Annotated in this window: 23 protein-coding genes; 17 read left to right on the plus strand and 6 right to left on the minus strand. The window is 73.4% G+C overall.

The features are described from left to right. The first annotated feature begins 227 nt into the window (after nucleotides 1-227). From AB0G20_RS22815 to AB0G20_RS22825, 3 genes are all read left to right on the plus strand, one after another. Nucleotides 228-383, plus strand: a complete 156-nt coding sequence (locus AB0G20_RS22815) for a hypothetical protein (protein ID WP_361305306.1) — start codon at nucleotides 228-230, stop codon at nucleotides 381-383. 103 nt (nucleotides 384-486) lie between these two features. Further along, the gene (locus AB0G20_RS22820) at nucleotides 487-1,374 is read left to right on the plus strand and encodes an NAD(P)-binding domain-containing protein (RefSeq protein WP_361305308.1); all 888 of its coding nucleotides are present in this window, start codon (nucleotides 487-489) and stop codon (nucleotides 1,372-1,374) included. A 368-nt stretch (nucleotides 1,375-1,742) separates the two neighbouring features. Next, complete coding sequence (locus AB0G20_RS22825; RefSeq protein WP_361305310.1) at nucleotides 1,743-2,804, plus strand: N-acetylmuramoyl-L-alanine amidase; 1,062 nt, start codon at nucleotides 1,743-1,745, stop codon at nucleotides 2,802-2,804. 10 nt (nucleotides 2,805-2,814) lie between these two features. On the opposite strand, the gene AB0G20_RS22830 is transcribed toward AB0G20_RS22825, so the two are convergent. Beyond that, nucleotides 2,815-4,296 carry an alpha/beta hydrolase gene (locus tag AB0G20_RS22830; protein ID WP_361305312.1) on the minus strand — a complete coding sequence of 494 codons (1,482 nt, stop codon included), beginning with the start codon at nucleotides 4,294-4,296 and terminating at the stop codon, nucleotides 2,815-2,817. 148 nt (nucleotides 4,297-4,444) lie between these two features. Between AB0G20_RS22830 and AB0G20_RS22835 the strand changes: the two genes are divergently transcribed. From AB0G20_RS22835 to AB0G20_RS22895, 13 genes are all read left to right on the plus strand, one after another. Further along, complete coding sequence (locus AB0G20_RS22835; protein ID WP_361305314.1) at nucleotides 4,445-5,701, plus strand: ATP-grasp domain-containing protein; 1,257 nt, start codon at nucleotides 4,445-4,447, stop codon at nucleotides 5,699-5,701. Further along, nucleotides 5,698-6,534, plus strand: coding sequence for a DUF364 domain-containing protein (locus AB0G20_RS22840; protein ID WP_361305316.1), 837 nt, complete (start codon nucleotides 5,698-5,700; stop codon nucleotides 6,532-6,534). The genes AB0G20_RS22835 and AB0G20_RS22840 overlap by 4 nt, the downstream gene beginning before the upstream one ends. Beyond that, complete coding sequence (locus AB0G20_RS22845) at nucleotides 6,531-7,619, plus strand: pyridoxal-phosphate dependent enzyme (RefSeq protein WP_361305318.1); 1,089 nt, start codon at nucleotides 6,531-6,533, stop codon at nucleotides 7,617-7,619. The genes AB0G20_RS22840 and AB0G20_RS22845 overlap by 4 nt, the downstream gene beginning before the upstream one ends. Beyond that, complete coding sequence (locus AB0G20_RS22850) at nucleotides 7,616-8,668, plus strand: dipeptide epimerase (protein ID WP_361305320.1); 1,053 nt, start codon at nucleotides 7,616-7,618, stop codon at nucleotides 8,666-8,668. The genes AB0G20_RS22845 and AB0G20_RS22850 overlap by 4 nt, the downstream gene beginning before the upstream one ends. Next, on the plus strand, nucleotides 8,652-9,914 hold the full coding sequence (locus AB0G20_RS22855) for an MFS transporter (protein WP_361305322.1): 1,263 nt from the start codon (nucleotides 8,652-8,654) through the stop codon (nucleotides 9,912-9,914). Before AB0G20_RS22850 ends, AB0G20_RS22855 begins: the two co-directional genes overlap by 17 nt. Beyond that, complete coding sequence (locus AB0G20_RS22860) at nucleotides 9,911-10,720, plus strand: class I SAM-dependent methyltransferase (protein WP_361305324.1); 810 nt, start codon at nucleotides 9,911-9,913, stop codon at nucleotides 10,718-10,720. Before AB0G20_RS22855 ends, AB0G20_RS22860 begins: the two co-directional genes overlap by 4 nt. 15 nt (nucleotides 10,721-10,735) lie before the next feature. Then, nucleotides 10,736-12,307, plus strand: coding sequence for an ABC transporter substrate-binding protein (locus tag AB0G20_RS22865; RefSeq protein WP_361305326.1), 1,572 nt, complete (start codon nucleotides 10,736-10,738; stop codon nucleotides 12,305-12,307). After that, the gene (locus AB0G20_RS22870) at nucleotides 12,304-13,257 is read left to right on the plus strand and encodes an ABC transporter permease (protein WP_361305328.1); all 954 of its coding nucleotides are present in this window, start codon (nucleotides 12,304-12,306) and stop codon (nucleotides 13,255-13,257) included. The genes AB0G20_RS22865 and AB0G20_RS22870 overlap by 4 nt, the downstream gene beginning before the upstream one ends. After that, on the plus strand, nucleotides 13,254-14,060 hold the full coding sequence (locus tag AB0G20_RS22875) for an ABC transporter permease subunit (protein ID WP_361305330.1): 807 nt from the start codon (nucleotides 13,254-13,256) through the stop codon (nucleotides 14,058-14,060). Before AB0G20_RS22870 ends, AB0G20_RS22875 begins: the two co-directional genes overlap by 4 nt. Further along, nucleotides 14,057-15,619, plus strand: coding sequence for an ATP-binding cassette domain-containing protein (locus AB0G20_RS22880; RefSeq protein ID WP_361305332.1), 1,563 nt, complete (start codon nucleotides 14,057-14,059; stop codon nucleotides 15,617-15,619). The genes AB0G20_RS22875 and AB0G20_RS22880 overlap by 4 nt, the downstream gene beginning before the upstream one ends. 144 nt (nucleotides 15,620-15,763) lie before the next feature. Then, nucleotides 15,764-16,885, plus strand: a complete 1,122-nt coding sequence (locus AB0G20_RS22885) for an acyltransferase family protein (RefSeq protein WP_361305334.1) — start codon at nucleotides 15,764-15,766, stop codon at nucleotides 16,883-16,885. 55 nt (nucleotides 16,886-16,940) lie between these two features. Then, nucleotides 16,941-17,168, plus strand: a complete 228-nt coding sequence (locus AB0G20_RS22890; protein WP_062929600.1) for a DUF2945 domain-containing protein — start codon at nucleotides 16,941-16,943, stop codon at nucleotides 17,166-17,168. 6 nt (nucleotides 17,169-17,174) lie between these two features. Beyond that, nucleotides 17,175-17,510 (plus strand): DUF3140 domain-containing protein, encoded by a 336-nt coding sequence (locus tag AB0G20_RS22895; RefSeq protein ID WP_361305337.1) that lies wholly within the window; start codon nucleotides 17,175-17,177, stop codon nucleotides 17,508-17,510. A gap of 51 nt (nucleotides 17,511-17,561) precedes the next feature. Here the strand turns inward: AB0G20_RS22895 and AB0G20_RS22900 are convergent, their stop codons facing one another. The 5 genes from AB0G20_RS22900 to AB0G20_RS22920 form a co-directional block, all read right to left on the minus strand. Next, nucleotides 17,562-17,732 carry a hypothetical protein gene (locus tag AB0G20_RS22900; protein WP_361305339.1) on the minus strand — a complete coding sequence of 57 codons (171 nt, stop codon included), beginning with the start codon at nucleotides 17,730-17,732 and terminating at the stop codon, nucleotides 17,562-17,564. Nucleotides 17,733-17,942: 210 nt separating this feature from the next. Further along, nucleotides 17,943-18,173, minus strand: coding sequence for a hypothetical protein (locus AB0G20_RS22905; RefSeq protein ID WP_361305341.1), 231 nt, complete (start codon nucleotides 18,171-18,173; stop codon nucleotides 17,943-17,945). A gap of 390 nt (nucleotides 18,174-18,563) precedes the next feature. Beyond that, the gene (locus AB0G20_RS22910; protein ID WP_361305343.1) at nucleotides 18,564-19,586 is read right to left on the minus strand and encodes a hemolysin family protein; all 1,023 of its coding nucleotides are present in this window, start codon (nucleotides 19,584-19,586) and stop codon (nucleotides 18,564-18,566) included. Continuing rightward, nucleotides 19,583-20,926 (minus strand): hemolysin family protein, encoded by a 1,344-nt coding sequence (locus tag AB0G20_RS22915; protein ID WP_361305345.1) that lies wholly within the window; start codon nucleotides 20,924-20,926, stop codon nucleotides 19,583-19,585. Before AB0G20_RS22915 ends, AB0G20_RS22910 begins: the two co-directional genes overlap by 4 nt. Nucleotides 20,927-21,192: 266 nt before the next feature. Next, nucleotides 21,193-21,696 carry a MarR family transcriptional regulator gene (locus tag AB0G20_RS22920; RefSeq protein ID WP_361305347.1) on the minus strand — a complete coding sequence of 168 codons (504 nt, stop codon included), beginning with the start codon at nucleotides 21,694-21,696 and terminating at the stop codon, nucleotides 21,193-21,195. A 127-nt stretch (nucleotides 21,697-21,823) separates the two neighbouring features. Between AB0G20_RS22920 and AB0G20_RS22925 the strand changes: the two genes are divergently transcribed. Then, entirely contained in the window at nucleotides 21,824-22,333 is a 510-nt protein-coding gene (locus tag AB0G20_RS22925) for a YceI family protein (protein ID WP_361305349.1), read from the plus strand. The last annotated feature ends 3 nt before the right edge of the window (nucleotides 22,334-22,336 follow it).

Here is a 22,336-nt window from a genome sequence, read left to right on the forward strand (position 1 = left end):
ACGACCGGCGCCACGTGCGACGAAAAGGGCTCGGCCACCGCAGTGAAGGGCCCCTCCGCAGCGTTTCCGAAGTCGTCCGAAGCGAATCCGAAGGGGCAAATGCCAGGGTTTCCCGAGGAATACGGTTCGGCGCTGGTGCGGAAGGCGGGGGCCGGTGTGCTGCACCGGGCCCGGGCAGAGCGCGGATACCACGTACCGCGGGTGAACAGACAGGAGCGCAACGCGCCATGGACGGCCAGTGGTTCCGTGGCCACGAATATGACCTGGCAGCCGTACTGGAAGCCGTGGACAGCATCGTCCCGACCTGCGTGCGCGGCCAGACCGGCTTCGCCGCCCAACTGGCCAAGGAAGCCGTGGTGGAGCCCGGCACCGTCTTCCTCTGAGTCGACGCCACACCCCCCGGGCACATCCCGGGCCTCTTTCCCATCGGCGCGCCTCGCGCGGCGGATCACACAGCACACCACTTCGTACTGGAGGAACTGATTCATGGGTGACAACCACACCTCGGTGTCGGTGCTCGGCCTCGGCCTGATGGGGCAGGCCCTGGCCGCCGCCTTCCTGGCGGCGGGTCACGCCACCACCGTGTGGAACCGCTCGGCGGACAAGGCCGACGGCCTCGTCGCGGACGGCGCGGTCCTCGCGGCGAACCCCGCCGACGCCGTCGCCGCGAGCGACCTCGTGGTCGTGTGCGTGTCGACGTACGACGTGGTGCACGACGTGATCGGCTCGCTCGGCGAAGCCCTGCGCGGCAAGACCGTCGTCAACCTGACCACGGGCTCCTCCGAGCAGGCCCGGCAGACCGCCGAGTGGGCGGAGAAGAACGGCGCGCAGTACCTCGACGGCGCCATCATGATCACCCCGCCCGGCATCGGCGCCGCCACCTCCGTCCTCTTCTACGCCGGTGACCAGGCCGTCTTCGACGCCCACGAGCCCGTGCTGAAGCTCCTCGGCGGCGGCACCACCTACCTCGGCACCGACCACGGCAAGCCCGCCCTGTTCGATGTGTCGCTGCTCGGCCTGATGTGGGGCGCCCTGAACAGCTTCCTGCACGGCGTGGCCATCGTGGAGACCGGCGGCGTCAAGGCGCGGGAGTTCCTGCCGTGGGCGCACATGTGGCTCGACGCGATCAAGATGTTCACGGCCGACTACGCCGCGCAGATCGACGCCGGCGACGAGAAGTTCCCGGCCAACGACGCGACCCTGGAGACGCACCTGGGCGCGCTCAAGCACCTCGTCGAGGAGAGCGAGGCGCTCGGCGTCGACCCCGAACTGCCCAAGTACTCCGAGGCGCTCATGGAGGGCGTCATCGCCCAGGGCCACGCCAAGAACAGCTACGCCAGCGTGGTGAAGGCATACCGCCGCCCGAACCAGTGACCGTGCCCGGTATGCGCTTCACCCCCTGACGAAGGGGCCGGTTCCGAATCCCCCGTCGGAACCGGCCCCCTCCCGGCACCCAGAGGACGGGCCCCGCCGCGGCGGTCACGAGCGGCCCGGACGCCTGACGCGGGACCGGTGCCCCGAAGGCCGTCGGTCCGCCCTCGTCGATGCGGCAGCGTCGTAATCGCGCCGAATTTGCGGACGTGGCGTACGGCGAGGTGAGCGGCGGCGCGAGCGGCGCGAGAATGGTGAGGGTCTGGCAGCACGCTCCGAGAACGGGCGCGTTGGGTTACCAGGCACGCTCCCCAGATGTGATCGGACCGTCTTCAGACCGGCACGCACGCGCCGGAACGGAGGACTGACTCATGGCCACCCCGCTCACCGCCGCCCGGCTCGTCGCCGCGTTGAAGGCCGAGGGCTGCGCCGTTCACGAGGTCGCCGGCTGGCGCACCAACAACCGCAACCACAAGGGCCCTTGGGGTCCCGTGCACGGCGTGATGATCCACCACACCGTCACCGGGCCCGGCACGGACGTCGTCGGGCTGATCTTCCGAGGCCACAGCGCCCTGCCCGGCCCGCTCGCCACCGGCTGCATCACCAAGGACGGCGTCGTCCACCTCGTCGGCAACGGCCGGGCCAACCACGCCGGCGGCGGCGACGGTGACGTGCTCAACGCCGTCATCGGCGAGTCCTACGGCACGTACCCGCCCCCGACCCACGAGCACGACGGCTCGGCCGGCGCGGTCGACGGCAACGCCCGGTTCTACGGCTGGGAGTGCGAGAACAAGGGCGACGGCCAGGACCCGTGGCCGCCCGCCCAGTACCTCGCGATGGTCAAGGCCACCGCCGCGATCTGCCGCGCACACGGCTGGGGCCCCAAGAGCGCCATCGGCCACCTGGAATGGAGCGACTGGAAGGTCGACCCGCGCGGATTCGACATGGCCGGCTTCCGCCGTGACGTCGCCGACGCCCTGGCCCACCCGGCGGGCCGGTGGGAAGGAGAGGACCCCATGCCCCAGTACGTCAACCTCGGTGCCGCCGCGCAGTACCAACTCGCGCCCGGTGCCTGGGACTCGGTCGAGTTCACCGCGGAGTGGACCGACGAGACCGGCGACCACGCCACCGGCGGAAGCGTCTTCGCCCGCGGCCCGGCCCGCTTCAGTGGAACCCTCAGCCTCCACATCGACGGTCTGCCGGCGGGCGCGGTCGTCCAGGCGCGCATGTCGGAGTACCAGGGCGACCAGCACCGCGCGGACCACCCGATCCACGAGATCGTCGGCACGGGCGGCGGCACCTACGCGGTCCTACCGGTGACGAAGCGGATCGCGTCGGGCCGGGCCATGCGGGTGCGGCTGCTGAACCAGGCCGCCGTGCCGGTCACCGTCGCGAGCGCCGTACTGACCGTGCTGGTGTGGAAGGAGCCGTGAGGAGCCGACGTCACGTCGGCGTCGGCAGCCCGGGGCCCGCGCACCGCACGTTCGCGGTGGGCACCGTGCCGTCCAGCAGATAGGCCGCCACGGTGTCGTCCACGCACGCGTTGCCGCGGCTCGCGAACACACCGTGGGAGTAGTCGTCGTCGAGGGTGACCAGGCGTGAGCCGGGGAGCAGTCGCAGCAACGAGCGGGCGCCCCCGATCGGCGTCACGGGGTCGTGCGCCGAGGCCACCAGGAGGAGCGGCGGCGCCGCCGGGCTGCCGAGCGGGGTGCGCCGGCCGGGGCGGTGGTGCCAGTAGGCGCAGGTGCTCGCCTCCATGCCCGTCAGCACCGGCTGCGGGTCGAGGCGCCGGGTGCGGCGGACGTCCTCGACGATGTCGCGGGGGCGGGGGCCCGGCCCGTCGGCGCACTTGACCGCGCGGTTGGCCGCCTCGTAGGTGCGCGAGTCGGGGCTGTCGAACGCGGTGGCCGGGCGCAGCCCGGCGGGGTCCCCGTCGGTCAGGTAGCCGCGCAGGCCGTTCGCCAGGCCGCTCCAGCGTTCGGTGCGGCCCAGCGCGCGGTACACCGCCCGGTCGAACTCCGCCGGGCCGAAACCCGCCACCGGCCGCGTGGCGAGTCCCCGGCGCACCCGTAGATACGCTTCGCGCACCTCGTCCGGCGTCCTGCCCAGACCGAAGTGCCCGCTGGCCCAGGCGAAGAACGTGTCGCGCTGACGCAGCAGGGCCCGGCTCTGCAGCACGTCGAAGTCGTACCAGTCCCAGGGGCCGACGACGCTGTCGAGCACCATCCGGCCGACGCGGTGCGGGAACCGGGCGGTGTAGGCCGCGCCGAGGTAGCTGCCGTAGGAGACGCCCAGGAAGTTCGTCCGCGGTGCGCCGAGGGCCGTTCGTATCGCGTCCATGTCGTACGCCGTCTGCTCGGTGGACAGATACGGCAGCAGGCGGCCCGTGTGCGCGGCGCAGTCGTCGGCCATGGTCCGCAGGGACCTCAGGTACGCCCCCTCCGCCGAACTGCCCACCGGCACGGGGTCGTTGCCCGGGCTGTCGAAGAGGCCGCCCATCGGGCCGCAGGTGACGGGGGTGCTCTGTCCGACGCCGCGCGGGTCGAAGCCGATCACGTCGTACGCGCGGCGCACGCTCTCGGGGAGTCTGGCCCGCTTGGTGACCGCGTAGGGAAGTCCGGAGCCGCCGGGGCCGCCCGGGTTGACCAGCAGGATGCCGCGCCGCTCGGCCGGGGTGCCCGAGGCGCGGACGCGTGAGACCGCCACCTCGATGTGCCGCCCGGTGGGGCGGTGCCAGTCGAGCGGCACGCTGATCCGCCCGCACTCGACGCGCTCCGGAGCGGCCGGCCGGGGGACGGAGTCCGGGCAGGCGGTGAAGCGCAGGGGCGCGGGCGGCCCGGCCGCCTGGACGGGTGCGGCGGGGAGCAGGGCGGTGGCGGCCGCGAGGGCGCACAGGAGTGCGGTTCGGCGTGCGGGACGGGTCAAGGAGTTCTCCGGAAGATCTTTCGCCCAATCAGATGACAATGAAAATGATTATCGATAACGTCTTCGACGGCAACACCCGGCACCCTCCCCCCGGAGGGTTCGCCGGGCTGCCCGCACGCCTCGAACTCATCGCAAGAAAGGGGGAGTTGTGGCTCATCTGTTGGTGGTCGAGAGCTGGGTCGGGTCCATGAGCAGGCTGCTGCCGCGGGCGATCCGGGAGAACGGGCACACGTTCACGTTCCTCACCCGCGACCTGCACCACTACCTGCGCTCGGCACCGGAGGGGACGGCCCATCCGCTGCTCGGCGCCCGCGACATCATCACCGCCGACACCAACGACATCGAGGCGCTGCTGCCCGACGTCGAGCGGCTGCACGAGGTGCTCGGCTTCGACGGGGTCGTCACGTCCTGCGACTACTACCTGCCGGCCGTGGCCAGGATCGCCGGCCGCCTCGGTCTGCCCGGTCCCGGTCCGGAAGCGGTCCGGAACGCCTGCCGCAAGGACGCCACCCGTCGCGTCCTCGACGACGCCGGCGTGCCGGGACCACGCTTCGCCGTCCGGGAGGAGTGGGCCGAGATCGCCCGCGCCGCACGGGACATCGGCTATCCGCTGGTCGTCAAGCCCGTCGACCTGTGCGCGGGCATGTACGTGCGCCGGGTCGACGACGAGGCCGAACTCGCCGCCGCCTGCCGGGCCCTGGCCGACTTCCCGGTCAACGCGCGCGGGCAGCGGCGCACGCCCGTGGTGCTGCTCGAAGAGCTGCTGGACGGGCCCGAGGTGAGTGTCGAGACGGTGTCGTACGCGGGCGCGGTCCAGGTGGTGGGCGTCACCGACAAGAGCGTCGGCGGGGCGCCCGCCTTCGTCGAGACCGGCCACATGTTCCCGGCCGCCCTGACGTCGGCCGACACCGAGGCCGCCGAGCAGACGGCCCTGGCGGCCCTCAAGGCGCTCGGCCTGACCGACGGCGTCGTGGCGCACACGGAGATCAAGCTGACCTCCGCCGGGCCGCGCGTGGTCGAGGTCAACCCCCGCCCCGCCGGGAACCGCATCACCGAGCTCGTGCGCCACGTCACCGGCATCGACCTCGCCGCCGCCTTCGTCGACGTCGCCCTGGGCCACGCACCCGATCTGCGGCGCACGGACACCGGGCTGCGCAGCGCCGCCGTCGGCTTCCTGGTGCCGGAGGCCACCGGCACGCTCGAAGCGCTGGACGGCAGCGGGGTACGCGACCTGCCCGGGGTGCTGGAGGTGCAACTCGCCGAGCCCGGCAGGGCCGTGAAGGCGGCCGGCAGCAACAACGAGTACCTGGGGCACGTCATGGCCGGCGACGCCGACGGGCTCGGGGCCCGCGAACGCGTCGAGACCCTGCTGGACGGCCTGCGGTCGGGGCTGGTGATCCGATGACCACCGCCCTCACCGGCACGTCGTACGACGCTCTGGTGGAGAAGGTGCGCGGGGGAGCCCTCGGGCCCGACCCGGCCGCCCTCCGCATCGCCGTCGCCTTCACCACCCGGCAGGCCGTCCGGCACGACGGACGCGGCACCGGCTACCGCAACGAGGTGCTCAGCCTCCGTCTCGCCGAGGCCGTCGGCTCCTGCGCGGTGGAGCCCGGGGCGTTGCCGGACAGCGCGGTCGAGGAGTGCGTGGGCGCCGACGTGGCCCGGCTGCTGGAGCATCCGCTGCTGCCCGTGCGCGTGGCGGCCCTCGACGCCTACCTGATGCACGTGCTGCCCCACACCCCGGACCAGGGGGCCACGCCCGTGCCGCTGCCCGCCGGGTCGTCGCTGGAGAAGTCCCGGGCCCGGGCGAGGGCCGTCGTCGCCCTGCTCGACCTGCCGCCCGGCGCCACCGTCCTCGTCGTGGGAGTCGTCAACTCCCTCCTGGAGGCCCTGCGTTCACGCGGACTGCGCTACGTCCCCTGCGATCTCAAGGGCGGACAGACCGAGTGGGGGGAGCCGGTCGTCGCCGACGCGCTCGACGCGGCCGGCGGATGTGACGCGCTGCTCGTCTCCGGCATGACCCTGGGCAACGGCACCTTCGAGCCGCTGCGGCGGCACGCGCTGGCGCACGGCAAGCAGTTGGTGATGTTCGCGCAGACCGGCAGTGCCGTCCTGCCCCGCTTCCTCGGCCAGGGCGTCAGCGCGGTGTGCGCGGAGCCCTACCCGTTCTTCTGGCTCGACGGCGGCCCGGGCGTCGTCCACCGCTACGCCGGCTCCTGTCCGGGAGGCGGACGGTGACCGCCACCGCACTGAGGCCGGACGCGCGCCGGGAGCTGCTCTCCCTGGTCGGCAGAACCCCGCTGGCATGGATCACCGCCGACCTGGCGGGCCCGCACCCCGGCTTCTGGGCCAAGCTCGAAGGGCTCGCGGCCGGCGGGATGAAGGCACGGGCCGCCGTGTCGATGCTGCTGGGCGCCCGCGAGCGCGGCGAACTGCTCCCCGGCGCACCGGTGGTGGAGTCCACCTCCGGCACCCTCGGTATCGGCCTCGCCTTCGCCGGCCAGGCCCTCGGCCACCCCGTCGTCCTCGTCGGCGACAGCGAACTCGAACCATCCATGCGGCAGTTGCTGCGCTCGCACGGGGTGCGGCTGGAGATCGCCGACCGTCCGGCCGAGCGGGGCGGCTGGCAGGCCGCACGCCTCGCCCTGCTGCGGGACCTGCTCGCCGAACTGCCCGGCGCCTACTGGCCCGACCAGTACAACAACCCCGACAACACCGCCGGCTACGCCTCCCTGGCCGCCGAACTGGCCGTACAGCTCGACCATCTCGACATCCTGGTGTGCAGCGTCGGCACCGGCGGCCACAGCGCCGGCATCATCGGCCCGCTGCGCCGGCACTGGCCCGCCCTGCGGCTCATCGGCGTCGACGCCACCGGCTCCACCATCTTCGGCCAGCCCGCCCGGCCCCGGCTGATGCGCGGCCTGGGCAGCAGCATCCACCCGCGCAACGTCGCCTACGACGCCTTCGACGAGGTCCACTGGGTCGGCCCCGCCGAGGCCGTCGACAGCTGCCGCCGGCTGGCGCGCGGCGCCTTCGTCAGCGGCGGCTGGAGCACCGGCGCCGCCGCCCGCGTCGCCGCCTGGGCCGCCCGCGTCCACCCCGGGGCGGTCGTCGCCACCGTCTTCCCCGACGGGCCCCACCGCTACCTCGGCACGGTCTTCGACGACGACTTCACCACCGCCCACGGCCTCGACCCCGCCACGGCGGCCACCCGGCCCGTCGAGATCCCGCACCCGTACGCGGCGGAGGCCGCCGGCTGGGTCCGCTGCACCCGCGTCAGCGACCCGCTCAACGCCCCCGCCCTCCAGGAAGAGAGCCCGTGAAGTCCAGCCTGCGCACCGTACGCCTCGAACTCGCCGAGCCGCTGCGCATCTCCCGTTCCACCATGGCCGCACGCGACGCCGTGTGGCTGACCGTCGAGCACGACGGACTGCGCGGCCACGGCGAGGCCGTCACCAGCGTCTACTACGGACTGGGCACCGAGACGCTGCTACGGCTCCTGGCGGCCGTGGACCTGAGCCGTTTCCCCGACCCGGAGAGCGCTCTGGAAGCCCTGCGCTCCGGGGAGTGGCCCGCCGGTGACGTGCCGCCCGCGGTCACCGCCGCCGTGGAGTCGGCGCTGCTCGACCTGGCCGGGCGGCGCGCGGGCCTGCCCGTGCACCGCCTCCTCGGAGCCACCGCACCCCCCGTCGCCGCCACCGCCCGCACCATCGGCATCACGGCCCCGGACCGGGCGGCGGCCCAGGCCCGTCGCCTCGTCGCGCGCGGCTTCGAGGTCATCAAGGTCAAGGCGGGCGCCCCCGACCCCGAGGACGACGTCGAGCGCGTCCGCGTCATCCGCGACGCCGCACCCCGGGCCCGGCTGCTCCTCGACCCCAACGGCGCCTGGTCCGTGGCCCGGGCGGACGCCCTGCTGCCGCGCTTCGCCGCCCTCGGCGTGGAAGCCGTGGAGCAGCCCGTCGCCCCCGGCGACCCGGAGGCCCTGGCCGCCCTCGCCGCGCGCGCACCGCTCCCCGTCATCGCCGACGAGGACGCCGTCGGCCTGGAGGACGTGCGCCGCCTCGCCGGACGCGTCCAGGGCGTCAACGTCAAGCTCGCCAAGTGCGGAGGCGTGCACGCGGCCCTGCGCATCGCCGAGTCGATCGAGGGCAGCGGCACCGCGCTGATGCTGGGCTGCCTCACGGCCAGCACCCTCGGGCTCGCCCCCGCCGTCCACCTCGCCGACCGGGCCCGCTGGGCCGACCTCGACGGGCACCTGCTGCTCGCGCACGACCCGTGGACCGGGATCGGCGGCACCGACGGCGTCGTACGCGCGAGCGACCGCCCCGGCCTGGGCGTCGAGGAGGTGGCGGTCCGTGAAGACGTGGCATGAGATGCGGCGCTTCCCGCTCGCCATCCGGCTCCTGCTGGTCAACCAGCTCGGCGTCAACACCGGCTTCTACCTGCTCATCCCCTACCTCGCCACCCACCTCACCGAGAACCTCGGCCTGTCGGCGGCCGTCGTCGGCATCGTCCTCGGCGTCCGCAACCTCAGCCAGCAGGGGCTGTTCATCATCGGCGGCTCCGCCTCCGACCGGCTCGGCGCGCGCGGCGTCATCATCGCCGGATGCGCCCTGCGCACCCTCGGGTTCGCGCTGTTCGCGCTCGGCGACGGGCTGGCGGTCCTGCTCGCCGCCTCCGTGCTCAGCGGCGTCGCCGGGGCCCTGTTCAACCCGGCCGTGCGCGCCTACCTCGCCCAGGAGGCGGGGCAGGACAAGGCCGAGGCGTTCGCCCTGTTCAACGTCTTCGCCACCACCGGCGCCCTGATCGGCCCGCTGCTGGGCAGCGCCCTGCTGCTGGTCGACTTCCGCACCTCCGCGCTCACCGCCGCCGGGATCTTCGCCGTCCTCACCGTCGCGCAGGCCCTGGTCCTGCCCGCCCGGGACGTCGAGCCCAGCAAGAGCGGCGTCCTCGCCGACTGGCGCGAAGTCCTCGGCAACTGCGCCTTCCTGGCCTTCTCCCTCGCCCTGGTCGGCATGTTCACCCTGGAGAGCCAGCTGTACCTGCTGCTGCCCGCCGGAGCCCGCCAGGCCACCGGCTGGGACGGCGCGGCCGGCCTCGTCTTCCTCGTCGGCACCCTCGCCAACCTCACATTCCAGCTCCGCATCACCCGGTCGCTGAAGTCCCGGGGCAGCAGGGGCCGTTGGATCGCGGCCGGGCTCGCCCTGATGGGACTGGCGTTCCTGCCGCCGGTGCTCGTGGCGGGCGACGCGCAAGACGGGCTGCTCGACGCCGTGCCCGTGCTGGCCGGTGCCCTGCTGCTCTACCTCGGTGTCATGGTCGCCCAGCCGTTCGTCATGGAGCTGATCCCCGGCTTCGGCCGCCCCGAGCTGACCGGCACGTACTTCGGGATCTTCTACGTCGTCTCCGGCGTCGCCGCGGCCCTCGGCAACACCGCCGTCGGCTGGGCCATGGACACCGGTGAGCAGGGCGCCGCGTGGCTGCCCTGGGTGTGCTGCGCGCTCTTCGGCCTCGTCTCCGCGCTCGGCGTGGCCTGGCTGCAGCGGCTCGGCGCCCTGCCCGCGAGCCACGTCCCGGAGGTCGCCGCCGCTCCGGCGGGGGAGAGGAGCAAGGCGTGACCAGCGGCTCCAGCGGGACCCCGGAGGCCGGCGGCAACCTCCTCACCGACAACCCCGCGCTGTACGAGGCCCGCTTCCCCGACGCCGAGCGGCTGGCCGCCCGGTGGGCGGAGGACTGCCTGCGCCGTCACGGGGCCGGGCCGCGCGTGCTGGACATGGGCTGCGGCACCGGCCGCGACGCCGCCGGGCTGCACAAGGCCGGCCGGACCGTGACCGGCGCCGACCTCTCCGAGGCGATGCTCGCCCACGCCCGAGAGCACCACCCCGGTCCCGCCTACGTCCGGGCCGACCTGCACGGCTTCGGCCTCGGCACCTTCGACGCCGTCGTCTGCCTGGACAGCTCCCTGCTGTACTGCCACACCAACGACCAGCTCGACGGCTTCCTCGCCTCCTGCCGCAAGGCGCTCACGCCGGGCGGTCTGCTCGTCGCGGAGATGCGCAACGGCGCCTACTTCCTCGGCCGGACCGACCTGCTCGACCGGCCGGCCGTCCACGAGTTCACCTGGCGGGGCACGGCCTACCGGTCCACCACGACGCTGACGGTCGACCGTACGGCCCAGCTCCTGCGCCGCACCCGCGTCTGGACCACCGGCGACGGATCCCCGCCCGTCGCACAGCACTCCGCCTGGCGGCTGCTCCTCCCGCAGGAGCTGCGGCACTTCCTCGCCGCCCACGGATTCGAGGTGCTCGAACTCCACGACGGCCCCGGGCCACGCACCGAACGCCCTTGGAAAGAGGGCGAGTCGCCCGGCCGGACCACCGACGGGGACCGGCTCCACCTCGTCGCGCGAACGCTCACCCACTGACCCGAAGGACCAGTCATGTACGACGAACGCTTCCCCGGCCTGCGCCGCCGCGGCTTCCTCGCCGCCGGCACCACAGCCGCCGCCCTCGCCCTCACCGGCTGCGGAGGCGGCGGCACCGACGGCAAGGCGGACAGCGGCAGCGGCGGAACGCCCCGGCGCGGCGGCCGGCTGCGCGCCGCCTTCGCCGGCGGCGGCGCCAGCGAGACCCTCGACCCGCACCTGGCCAACCTCTTCGCCGACGTCGCCCGCGCCAAGGCCCTCTACGACAAGCTCGCCGACTACGGCGCCGACCTCTCCGCCCAGCCCCGCCTCGCCGAGAAGTGGGAGTCGAACAAGACCCTCGACCGCTGGCGGGTCACCCTGCGCAAGGCCACCTTCCACGACGGAAAGCCGGTCACCGCGAGGGACGTCCTGCACAGCTACCGGCGCATCGCCGACCCCAAGCAGGCCTTCCGCGCCAAGGCCTCCCTGGAACCCATCGACCTCGACGCCAGCCGCGCCACGGGCGAGCGCACAGTCGAGTTCGTCCTCAAGCGGCCGACCGCCGAATTCCCCAACGTCCTGGCCGCGTTCGGCGCGTACATCGTCCCCGAGCACGCCGCCGACTTCGACCGGAAGCCGATCGGCTCCGGCCCCTTCCGGTTCGTCTCCTTCACGCCCGGCCGCTCCGCCGTCTTCCGCCGCTACGACGACCACTGGGACGGCGCCCCGCACCTCGACGAGATCGAGTTCGTCGTCGCCAACGAGGAGTCCGCACGTGTCAACGCCCTCCTCGCCGGCCAGGTGGAGTACGCCCACGAACTCAACCCCACCACCGCCCGCGCCCACGAAGGCCGCGGGCAGATCGAGATCGTGCGGCTGCGCAACAGCGCCATGCAGGCGTTCTGCATGAAGACCGACCGGCCCCCCTTCGACGACAAGCAGGTGCGCGAGGCGTTCTTCCTCATCGCCGACCGCAAGGAACTCGTCGACGGCGCCCTGTCCGGCGCGGGCGAGGTCGGCAACGACCTCTTCGGCAAGGGCTACGAGTACTACGCCTCCACACTGCCGCAGCGGGAGCAGGACCTCGACCGCGCCCGTGCCCTGCTCAAGCAGGCCGGCGCCGAGAAGCTGAAGGTCACCCTGGACACCTCGGCCGTCGCCGCCGGGTTCACCGAGGCCGCGAGCATCTTCCGCGACCAGGCCGCCGCAGCGGGCGTCACGATCGACGTGAAGATGGGCAGCAAGGACTCCTACTGGAGCGACATCCTCGACGGCGGCACGCTGTGCTGCTACCGCTCCGGCGCCATGCCCATCGAGGCGCACCTCTCCCAGCGGCTGCTCACCGACTCCACGACCAACGCCACCAAGTGGCGGCACAAGGACTTCGACGCCCTCTACCAGCAGGCCCAGTCGACCCGCGACAAGACCGGGCGGGCCGCCGTCTACGAGCGGATGCAGCGCCGCCTGTACACCGAGGGCGGCTTCCTGATCTGGGGCTTCGCCGACTGGATCCTCGGAACTGCGCGCAAGGTCAGGGGAGTCGAGACCAAGGCCCCCGCCAACACCCTCGACTGGGCGCGCTTCGACAAGGTGTGGCTCGCGTGAGCGGACTGCGCTCCTTCGTCGCCCGGCGGCTGCTTCTCGGTGCCGCGCAGACCGTGGCCGTCGTGCTGCTGGTCTTCGCGCTCACCGAGGCGCTGCCGGGCGACGCCGCGGTGGCCCTCGCGGGCGACCAGCCCGACCCGGCGCGCATCGCGGCGATCCGCGAGGCCATGGACCTGGACCGGCCCGCCCACGAACGGCTGGCGGACTGGGCGGCGGGCCTGCTGCACGGCGACCTCGGCACCTCCCTGGCCTCCGGCCGCCCGGTGGCCCAGTACCTCGCCGACGGGTTCGGCCCGAGCCTGCTGCTGGCCGCGCTCACCCTGGCCCTGCTCGTCCCCCTCGGCTTCGGGCTAGGCGTGCTCGCCGCCCGCCACGAAGGACGGCTGATCGACCGGCTGGTCAGCTCCGTCACGCTCGCCGTGTACGCCGTACCGGAGTTCGCGCTCGGCGTGCTGCTGGTGACGGTGTTCGCACTGAAACTGGCCTGGCTGCCGCCGACGGCGGTGGGCTACGGCACCGACCTCCTCGGCCACCCGGCCGTGCTCGTCCTGCCCGTGCTGGTCCTGCTCTCCCGCCCGGTCTGCTCCCTCTCCCGCCTGGTCCGCGCCGGCATGGCCGACGCCCTCGCCTCGCCCTACGCCGCCCACGCCCGCCGCTACGGCGTCCCCGGCGCCCGCGTCCGCTACACCCACGCGCTGCCGAACGCCCTCGCCCCGGCCGCCCAGCAACTCGCCCGTACCGTCGACTGGTTGCTGTGCGGGGTCATCGTCGTGGAAGCGCTGTTCGTGATCCCCGGTCTCGGAACGGTCCTCCTCAACGCCGTCGCCGAGCGGGACGTGCCGGTGGTGCAGGGGCTGGCGGTGGTGTTCGGCGTGCTGACGGTCGTCCTCAACCTGGGCGCGGACATCGTGGCGTATCGGCTGACGCCCCGGGCGGGGGTGGCGGCGTGAGCGCCCCGCGCCGGTTCCTCCTCGGCCTCGCCGTCGTCGCCGTCCCGCTGCTCCTCGCCCTCCTGGGACCCCTGTTCGCCGGTGAACCCGGCCCCCGCGCCCCCTCCTTCACCCTCGGCGACGGCCACTGGCTGGGCACCGACTTCGTAGGGAGGGACGTCTGGCAGCAGGTGCTGCACGGCGGCCGCACGGTCGTGCTGACCGCGCTCGCGGCGACCGCCCTCGCCTACCTGGTCGCGCTGCCGGTCGGACTCGTCGCCGCGGTCACCCACGCGCGGCGGCTGGAGGAACTGCTGATGCGCCCCCTGGACGTGCTGCTCGCCGTGCCGTCGCTGCTGCTGATCCTGCTGGTGGCGTCCGTGTTCACACCGGGCGCGGCGGGGCTCGCGCTGCTCGTCGCGCTGGTGAACGTGCCCGACGCCGCCCGGATCGTCCGGGCCGCGGCGGCCGAGGCGGCGGCCCGGCCCGCGGTGGAGGCGCTGCGGATGCAGGGCGAGTCGTGGTGGCGCGTCGCCGTCGGCTACGTCGGCCGCTCGGCCCTGCGCACCCTGGCCGCCGACGCCGGCGTCCGGCTGACCGGCGTGCTGTACCTGGTGTCGACGGCCGCCTTCCTCGGCGTGGGCGTCGCGCCGGACGCCGCCGACTGGGCGGTCATGGTCGACCGCAACCGCACCGGCCTCTTCGTCCAGCCCTGGGCCGTGGTCGTGCCCGCCCTGCTGATCGTCGCCCTCACGACGGGCACCAACCTGCTCTTCGACGCCGCACTGGAGAAGAGCCCCCGAAGGAAGGGACGGCGGCCGTGAACGAGACGGACCTGACCCCCGCGCCGGAGCCCGTCGCCGAGATCCGCGACCTGCGCGTCGAGATCGACGGCCGCGCGATCGTCGACGGCGTGCACCTGCGCGTGCCGCCCGGCCGGGTGACCGCCCTGGTCGGCGCCTCCGGCAGCGGCAAGACCACCACCGGACTCGCGCTGCTGGGGGAGTACCCGGACGGTGCCGAGGTCACGGGAGAGGTGCGCCGCCCCGGTGACGGCCCGGTCGGGTACGTGCCGCAGCACCCCGCCGCCGTCCTCAACCCGGCCCGCCGCGTCAGCGCCCTGCTCGACGACATCGCCCGCCCCCGGGTCCGTCACCTGCCCCGCCCCGAACGCCGTGAGGCGGCACGCGAACTGGTCCTGCGCGCCCTGGCCGACGCCCAACTCCCGGACGCGAGGCCCCTGCTGCGCCGCTACCCGCACCAGCTCTCCGGGGGCCAGCAGCAACGCGTCGTCCTCGCCCAGGCCCTCCTCCTCGGCGCCCGGGTCATCGTCGCCGACGAGCCCACCACCGGCCAGGACGCGCTCACCAAGGCCGGCATCGTCGGCCAACTGGCGGCGCTCGCGGCCCGTGGCATCGCGGTCGTCCTGCTCAGCCACGACCTCGACGTCGTCCGCGCCCTCGCCGACGAGGTGCTCGTCCTGCGCGCGGGACGCGTCGTGGAATCCGGCCCCGTGGAGCGGCTGTGGGCGGCGCCCCGCCACGAGTGGACCCGCAGGCTGCTCGACGCACAGCGGGCGGCACCGCCGGACGGGGCGTGCGACGACGCCGTGCGACCGACGCTCACCGTACGGAACCTGACCGCCGTGCACGACCGCAGGACCACCGTCCTGCGCGTCCCGCATCTCGCGCTCCGCCCCGGCGAGTGCCTGGCCGTGGTCGGCCGCTCGGGCAGCGGCAAGACCACGCTCGCCCGCTGCCTCGCCGGCCTCCACCGCGACCACGACGGCGACATCCTGCTCGACGGCACCCCGCTCCCGCGCAGCCTGCGCCACCGGAGCCGGGCCCGACTCGCCGCCGTGCAGTACGTCTTCCAGGACGCCCGGGCCGCCTTCGACGAGCACCGGCCCGTCCTGCACCAGGTGGCCCGCACGGCGGTACGGCTGCGGGGTGCCGGCGAACGGGCGGCGACAGAGGAGGCGTCGGCCACCCTGAGCCGCCTCGGCCTCTCCGCGGAGCAGGCCCGGCGCCGCCCCGGCGAGCTCTCCGGCGGCGAACTCCAGCGCGCCGCCCTCGCCCGCGCCCTCCTCGCCCGCCCCCGGGTCCTGGTCTGCGACGAGATCACCTCCGGCCTCGACACCGTCACCCGCCGCGGCATCCTCGACCTGCTCGCCGCCCTGGTCCGCGACCGCGACGACCTCGCCCTCGTCCTCATCACGCACGACCCGGACACGGCGGCACTCGCCCACCGCATCGCCGTACTGGACGCCGGTGAACTCGTCGAACAGGGACCGGCCCGGCGGGTCCTGACCGAGCCGCGGCATCCCTTCACCGTCGCCCTCCGGGAGACGATCGCCCGCCTCGATCCGTATACCCGGGCATGAGCCGATGTGACTTACGCCTGTTGCGAGTTGAACGAGGGTGGTGCCCTGTGGTTAGGGTGCGGGCGATGTTCTGCGCAGCCCCCGCCCCGCCCTTAGCCCGAGCACGACGAGGTACCGCCGCCCCGAGCCGCTTCGGGAGGGCCCGTGAGTGACACGGTGATCACGGCCCGCCCCGGGGCCGAAGCGACCCGGGTCGCGCGGACGCAGGAGCCGGACGCGGCGTCCCGCCCGGTCCGCACGCGGGACGCGTTCTTCGACAACGCCAAGTACCTCGCGATCGTGCTGGTGGCCGTGGGGCACGCCTGGGAGCCACTGCGCCAGGGCAGCAGGGCCGTCACCGCCCTCTACATGCTCGTCTACGCCTTCCACATGCCGGCGTTCATCATCGTCTCCGGCTACTTCTCGCGCACCTTCGACGGCAGCCCGGCCCGCCTCAAGCGCCTGGTCACCGGCGTCGTCGTCCCCTACGTGGTCTTCGAGACGGCGTACACCCTGTTCACCCGCTGGACCAGCCAGGACCCCGACCGCCCGGTCAGCCTGCTGGACCCCCTGTACCTCACCTGGTTCCTGGCGGCCCTGTTCGTCTGGCGGCTGACCACGCCGGTCTGGCGGCTGGTGCGGTGGCCGCTGCCGCTCGCCCTGGTCATCGCGATGCTGGCGACGACCGCACCGTCCATCGGCCACGACCTCGATCTGCAGCGCACCCTGCAGTTCCTGCCGTACTTCGTGTTCGGTCTGCTGCTGCGGCCGGAGCACTTCCGGCTCCTGCGGCGGCGCGAGGTACGGATCCTCGCCGTGCCGGTGGCCGTCTGCGCCCTGGGGGTGGCGTACTGGGCGGTTCCGCGCATGGACTACGCCTGGTTCTTCCACGCCGGCAGCGCCCGGGAGCTGGGCGTCCCCCTCTGGTACGGGCCCCTGATGACCCTGGCCGTCTTCGGCTGCTCCCTCGTGCTGGTCGGCTGCTTCCTCGCCTGGGTGCCCGGTCGCCGGACCTGGTTCACCGTGCTCGGTGCCGGCACCCTGTCCGGCTATCTGCTGCACGGCTTCGTCGCGCAGGTCGCGAAGTACTGGGGCTGGTACGAGCCGGCCTGGGTCCGCGGGCCCGCCGGCGTGATCGCCGCCACCTTGGTCGCGGCCGTGGTCGTGACCGCGCTGTGCACGCCGTCCGTGCGGCGGGTCTTCCGCTGTGTGACGGAACCCGGGATGACGTGGGCCTTCCGCGACACGGTCGGCAGTCGGGCCGGTGCCCGTCGAGCTGCGCCGTGACCGCCCGGCCCGCACGCTGGAGAGACAGCACACTTCTCCGCGAGGGAGCACCGGCATGGCGAAGGGCCGCAGCGAGGGCGGAAAACCGAAGAAGGGCGACAAGGTCACCTGGAGCAGTCACGGCAGCCGCACCGAGGGTGAGGTGGAGAGGGAGATCACCGAACGGACCGAGGCATCCGGCCGCACGGTCGACGCCTCGCCGGACGACCCGCAGTACGAAGTACGCAGCGACAAGTCCGGAAGGACCGCGGTGCACAAACCGTCCGCGCTCAAGAAGAAGTGAGGCGGCGTGGACGGCGAGGAACGCGAGGAGACCTGGAACGACTTCCGGGAGCTGGTGAACATGACACCGGCCGACCTGGAGAAGTGGCTGGCGTCCGACGACTCGCGGCACGCCGGGCAGCACCAGGACGGGGGCGAGTCCACCGGGCACGCCTCCGGTCGGCGGATCGTGGCGATCCTGCGGACCGGCAAGGGCGACCTCACCGACGACGACTACCGGCACATGCGCAAGGTCGTCGGCTACGTCCGTCGCCACCTGGCCCAGCGGCCCTCCGGGGACGTACGGGACACGCGGTGGCGGTACTCCCTGATGAACTGGGGCCACGACCCGCTCGGCGGGTGACGGCCCGGCCGGGGAGCGTCCGCCCCGGGAGAGGCCCGACGGCCCCCGGGATCAGTGCGCGCCGGGCTCGTGCGGGGTCGGGGCGACGCCGTTCAGCGCCTGGCTCATCTGGTGCTGGGTCTCCTCGGCCACCACACGGGCCTCCTCGACGACGTCACCCAGTTCGCGTATGAGGCTCTCGTAGATCGGCAGTTCTTCGGTGCGGGTCGAGTCGGTCTTCACAGCAGTGTTCCAATCGCTTTGCAGCCGGGATCTGAGGGGTCCGAGTAAGTCTGCGTCACGCCCTCGCACCGTGTTACTCACCCCCGGTGTGTCCAGATTTCCGTCACGTACTTCGCAAATTCCCCACGTTTGCGGCTGCGGCCCGTGCCCGTGACCCGCACACGAAAGGGCCCCGGGAATCGCTTCCCGGGGCCCTCAGCGCGGTTGTCGTCAGAGCGACGTCGTGTGCACGCTCGCGTGCCCGCCCGCAGTCGCACCCTCCGGCGAGAGAGTCGCCTGCAGGGCGCCGCAGGCCTCGCCGGTCAGGGGACCGACCAGGCCGGCGGAGAGGCTGCCCACGAGGCCCGCGGAGACATCGACGCCGCCCGCGTTGCCGCCGGCGACGGTGTCCAGGTCGGCGTCGGAGAGCTCGGCGGTGTCGACCCGAGAGGTGAGGTTCATGGGGGTGTTTCCCTTCGCGTGAATGTCTCGCAGTGGCGGTGAGCGCGGGCGAGCGCCGGAGTCCGGGGACCGGGACTCCGCCCCGGCCACTCCCGCCGTGCGCAGGATCAAAGCACTCCCCGGAGATGAGGGCCAACCGCCCGCCGGCGCTGCGCGGCTGCTCTCGGCAGTCGTCTTCACCACTGTGACCACGGGGTCACCGGATGCACCCACTCCTTCACACAGCCCGTCGCCCGCCCGGACGCGGGAGTGTTGCGCCCCGATTCCCGAAGCGGGCACATCGCCGCCAAGTTCCCATGCCGCGGATGGGGGCCGGCGGCGCGCCGGGCGCCGCGCCCGCCTGCCGGCGCGCGGTGTGCAGATGTGCTGGATGTTCGGGCCCCGTACCCGTCAGGCCGCCGCGGCCGGCTGCATCAGACGGGCCAGCAGGTCGTCCAGGGTGACCAGGCCGGTGAGCCGGCCGGAGGCGTCGCGGACCACGGCCAGGGACGACCTGCGGCGGCGCAGCACCTCGATCGCGTCGGCGACCGTGGCGGTCTCCGCCAGCTCGGGCACCGGCCGGGCGAGGTCCCGCGCGGTCGTGTCCCGCCCCCGCGCCCGGGCCACCAGGGCGTCCCGGGCGTGCACCGAGCCGAGGACGGTGCCGTTCTCCCGGACCAGCAGCCGGGTGCGGTCGTGGTCGGCGGCGAAGCGCAACAGCGCGTCGAGGTCCGCGCCGCCCTCGACCCAGGTGATCTCGGCGGCCGGGATCCGCAGCGCGGAGACCGGCGTCTCCGGCTCGGTCAGCGAGCGGGTCAGCAGCTCCGAGTCGGTCGCGCTGATCAGACCCAGCCGCTCCGACTCCTCCACCAGGTGCGTCAGCTGCTCCCGGTTGTGCACCGAGGCCAGCTCGGCGCGCGGCGCGACCCGGCACAGCCGTACCAGGGCGTTGCTCACCCGGTCGAGCAGCCGGATCAGCGGACGCACGGCCCGCACCACGGCCCGGAACGGCGGCGACAGCAGCATCGCCGAACGCTCGGGGTGGGCGATCGCCCAGGACTTGGGCGCCATCTCGCCGACCACCATGTGCAGGAACACCACCACGACCATCGCCACGGCGAAGGCGACGCCGTAGCTCACGGCGCTGGGCAGGCCCAGTGTGTGCAGCAGCGGGTCGAGTTCGTGCGAGATCGCCGGCTTGGACACCGAGCCAAGACCCAGCGTGCACACGGTGATGCCCAGCTGGGCGCCGGCCAGCATCAGCGACAGCTCGCGCATCCCGGCCAGGGCCGCCCCGGCGCCGCGCCGCCCCTCGGCCGCCGCCTTCTCCAAGCGGTGCCGTTTGGCCGCGACGAGAGCGAACTCCGCCGCCACGAAGAAGCCGCTGCCGATCAGCAGCAGCACGGTCACGAAGACCGCCATCGGGAAACTCACGCCATCTCCTCGGCTTCCACGGCCTCCACGAGCCGGCTGATCCGGACCCGGTCGGCCACGTGCCGGTCCAGCGTGCGGACGTCGATCACGGCCCGGCCGCCGCCCGGCAGCTCGACCGTGACCCGGTCGCCGACCGTCGGGAAGCGGCCGAGCCGGTCCACGACCAGGCCGGCCACGGTGTCGTAGTCGTCGTCCTCCGGCAGCCGGAGACCGGTCGCCTCGGCCACCTCGTCCACCCGGCGCCCCGCGTCCACCAGCCAGCCGTCGCCGTCGGCGACGGCGAGCACCGTGACCTTGTCGGACTCGTCGGCGATGTCACCGACCAGTTCCTCGGCGATGTCCTCGTAGGTGACGATGCCCGCCACGCCGCCGTGCTCGTCGAGGACGACCGCGAACTCGTCGTCCTGCTCCCGCATCCGCGTCACCGCGTCGGGCAGCGCGAGCGTGTCCGGCAGCAGCAGCGGTCGCCGGGCCACCTCGCCGGCCCGCGCACCGGCCAGGCGGGCGGCGGGCAGCGCCATCAGCTCGCGCACGCCCAGCACGCCCACGATGTCGTCCGGGTGGTCGCCGAGCACCGGGTAGTTGGAGTGGCCGTGCCGGGCGATCAGGCCGACCGCCTCCTCGGCGCCGGCGTCCTTGCGGACGAACACGGCGTCGGCGCGCGGCACCATCACCTCGTCGAGGGCGCGCTCGGAGAACTCCAGCGCGTGGTCCAGCAGCGCGGCGGTGTCCTTGGGCAGTTCGCCCTGCTCGTGGGACTCGCCGATCAGATGGCCGAGTTCCTCCAGCGTGGCGCCGTGGTGCAGTTCCTCGACGGGCTCGATCCCGGCCTTGCGCAGCAGCCGGTCGGCCGCGCTGTCGAAGATCCGGACCACCGGACCGACGACCTTCAGGTACGCCAGCGTGGACGGGGCCAGTGCCTTCGCCAGCCGCTCGGGAACGGCGATCGCGAGGTTCTTCGGGGCGAGTTCGCCCAGCACCATCTGCACGACCGTGGCCAGCACGAAGGCCAGTACGACGGCGATGCCGCCGACGGCCGCGCCGGGCAGGCCGAGCCCGGACAGGGCGGGCCTGAGCAGCGCGGACACCGACGGCTCGGCGATGAAGCCGACCACCAGCCCGGTGACGGTGATGCCCAGTTGCGCGCCGGACAGCATGAACGACAGGCGCTCCAGCACCCTGAGGGCGCGGGCGGCCTTGCGGTCCCCGGCCTCCGCCTCACGCGCGAGGGTGAGCCGGTCGGCGGAGACGTAGGCGAACTCCTGGGCGACGAAGTAGCCGGTGCCGGCGGTCAGCACGAACACGGCGAGCAGGCCCAGCAGAGCCTCGGCGGCACTCATCCAACACCACCCCGCCGTGTGCCGCGATCACTGATGCCGTGGCGGGATGGTCGGGGACTGTGCCCCGGAGGGTCCGTCGGTCTGGCGGACAAGAACGTGCTCCTTATGTGTGGTGTGTCTCCGGGACAACGGTCGTCGTCCCACCGGTGTTCCCGGATTCTACGGCCGTGTAGATGGCGCCGCCCGGGGTTGCGGAGCCAGGGCTTCCGGCCGTGCGGACCGCGCACCGGCCCGGCGGGGTGGTCCGTACACCCCCGTCGGTCCCCTCACTCCGTGCGGGACTCCTCCGCGAGGTCCGGCACCAGCCCGCGCATCGCCGCGCACTGGTCCGGCCCCATGAACCGGGCCAGGGACTCGGTGACCGTCTCGGCGAGCGGGGCGGAGGCCTCCTCGAGCAGGGACCGGGCCTTGTCCGTGAGGGCGACCTCGACGCCCCGCCTGTCGCCGCAGACCGACCTGCGCGTGACCAGGCCGGCGTGCTGGAGGCAGGCGATCTGGTAGGTGAGGCGGGTCTTGGGGCGGCCCAGGAGCTCGGCGACACGCGTCATGCGCAGGCCGCCCTCCGGCTGCTCCGCGAGCAGGCACAGGACCAGGAACTCGTCGTGCGAGACGTCCAGCTTCTCCTTCACGGCCGCACGCAGCCGCTGCTCCACCGCTCCCGTCGCGGCCAGCAGCAGCATCCAGGCGCGCAGCTCCGCGGGCAGCAGCCCGCCACCGCCGAGGGACGGGCATTCGGGCAGCTCGGTGGGGTGCTCCTCGGGGTCGGCCATGGTGTCGAGTCTACCTGTCGTCCAAATTTGGAGAAGAGGGTTGTTCAATTTTGGATTAGCCGCTAGCGTGCCGAGCAGTCATCCAAATTTGAACGAGATGCCCGACCAGATCACAGGGAGAACGATCATGACCGTCGCCGTGGAAACCGGACAGTGGCAGCTCGACGCGACCGCCTCGACCGTCGGCATCCGGCACAAGACCATGTGGGGCCTGGTCACCGTGAAGGGCACCTTCGGCGCCGTCAGCGGCACCGGCGAGGTCCGGCCCGACGGGTCCGCCGTCGGCACCCTGACCTTCGACGTCGCGTCCCTGGACACCGGGCACGCCAAGCGCGACACCCACCTCAGGTCCGATCACTTCTTCGACGCCGACCACCACCCCGAGATCACCTTCGCGGCCCGCAGCGCCGAGCTCCGCGACGGGGACCAGGTGCACGTCGTCGGCCAGTTGACCGTGCGCGGCATCAGCAGGCCGCTCTCCCTGAACGCGCGCGTGACGGACAGGGACGCCGCGGGCCTCACGCTGGCCACCGAGTTCACCGTGGACCGCGAGCAGTTCGGCATGGGCTGGAACCAACTGGGCATGATCCGCGGCCGGACCACGGTCACCGCCACCCTCCGCTTCTTCAGGGGCTGACCG

The organism is Streptomyces sp. NPDC024017 (assembly GCF_040638895.1).
In the GTDB taxonomy this organism is placed as follows: domain Bacteria; phylum Actinomycetota; class Actinomycetes; order Streptomycetales; family Streptomycetaceae; genus Streptomyces.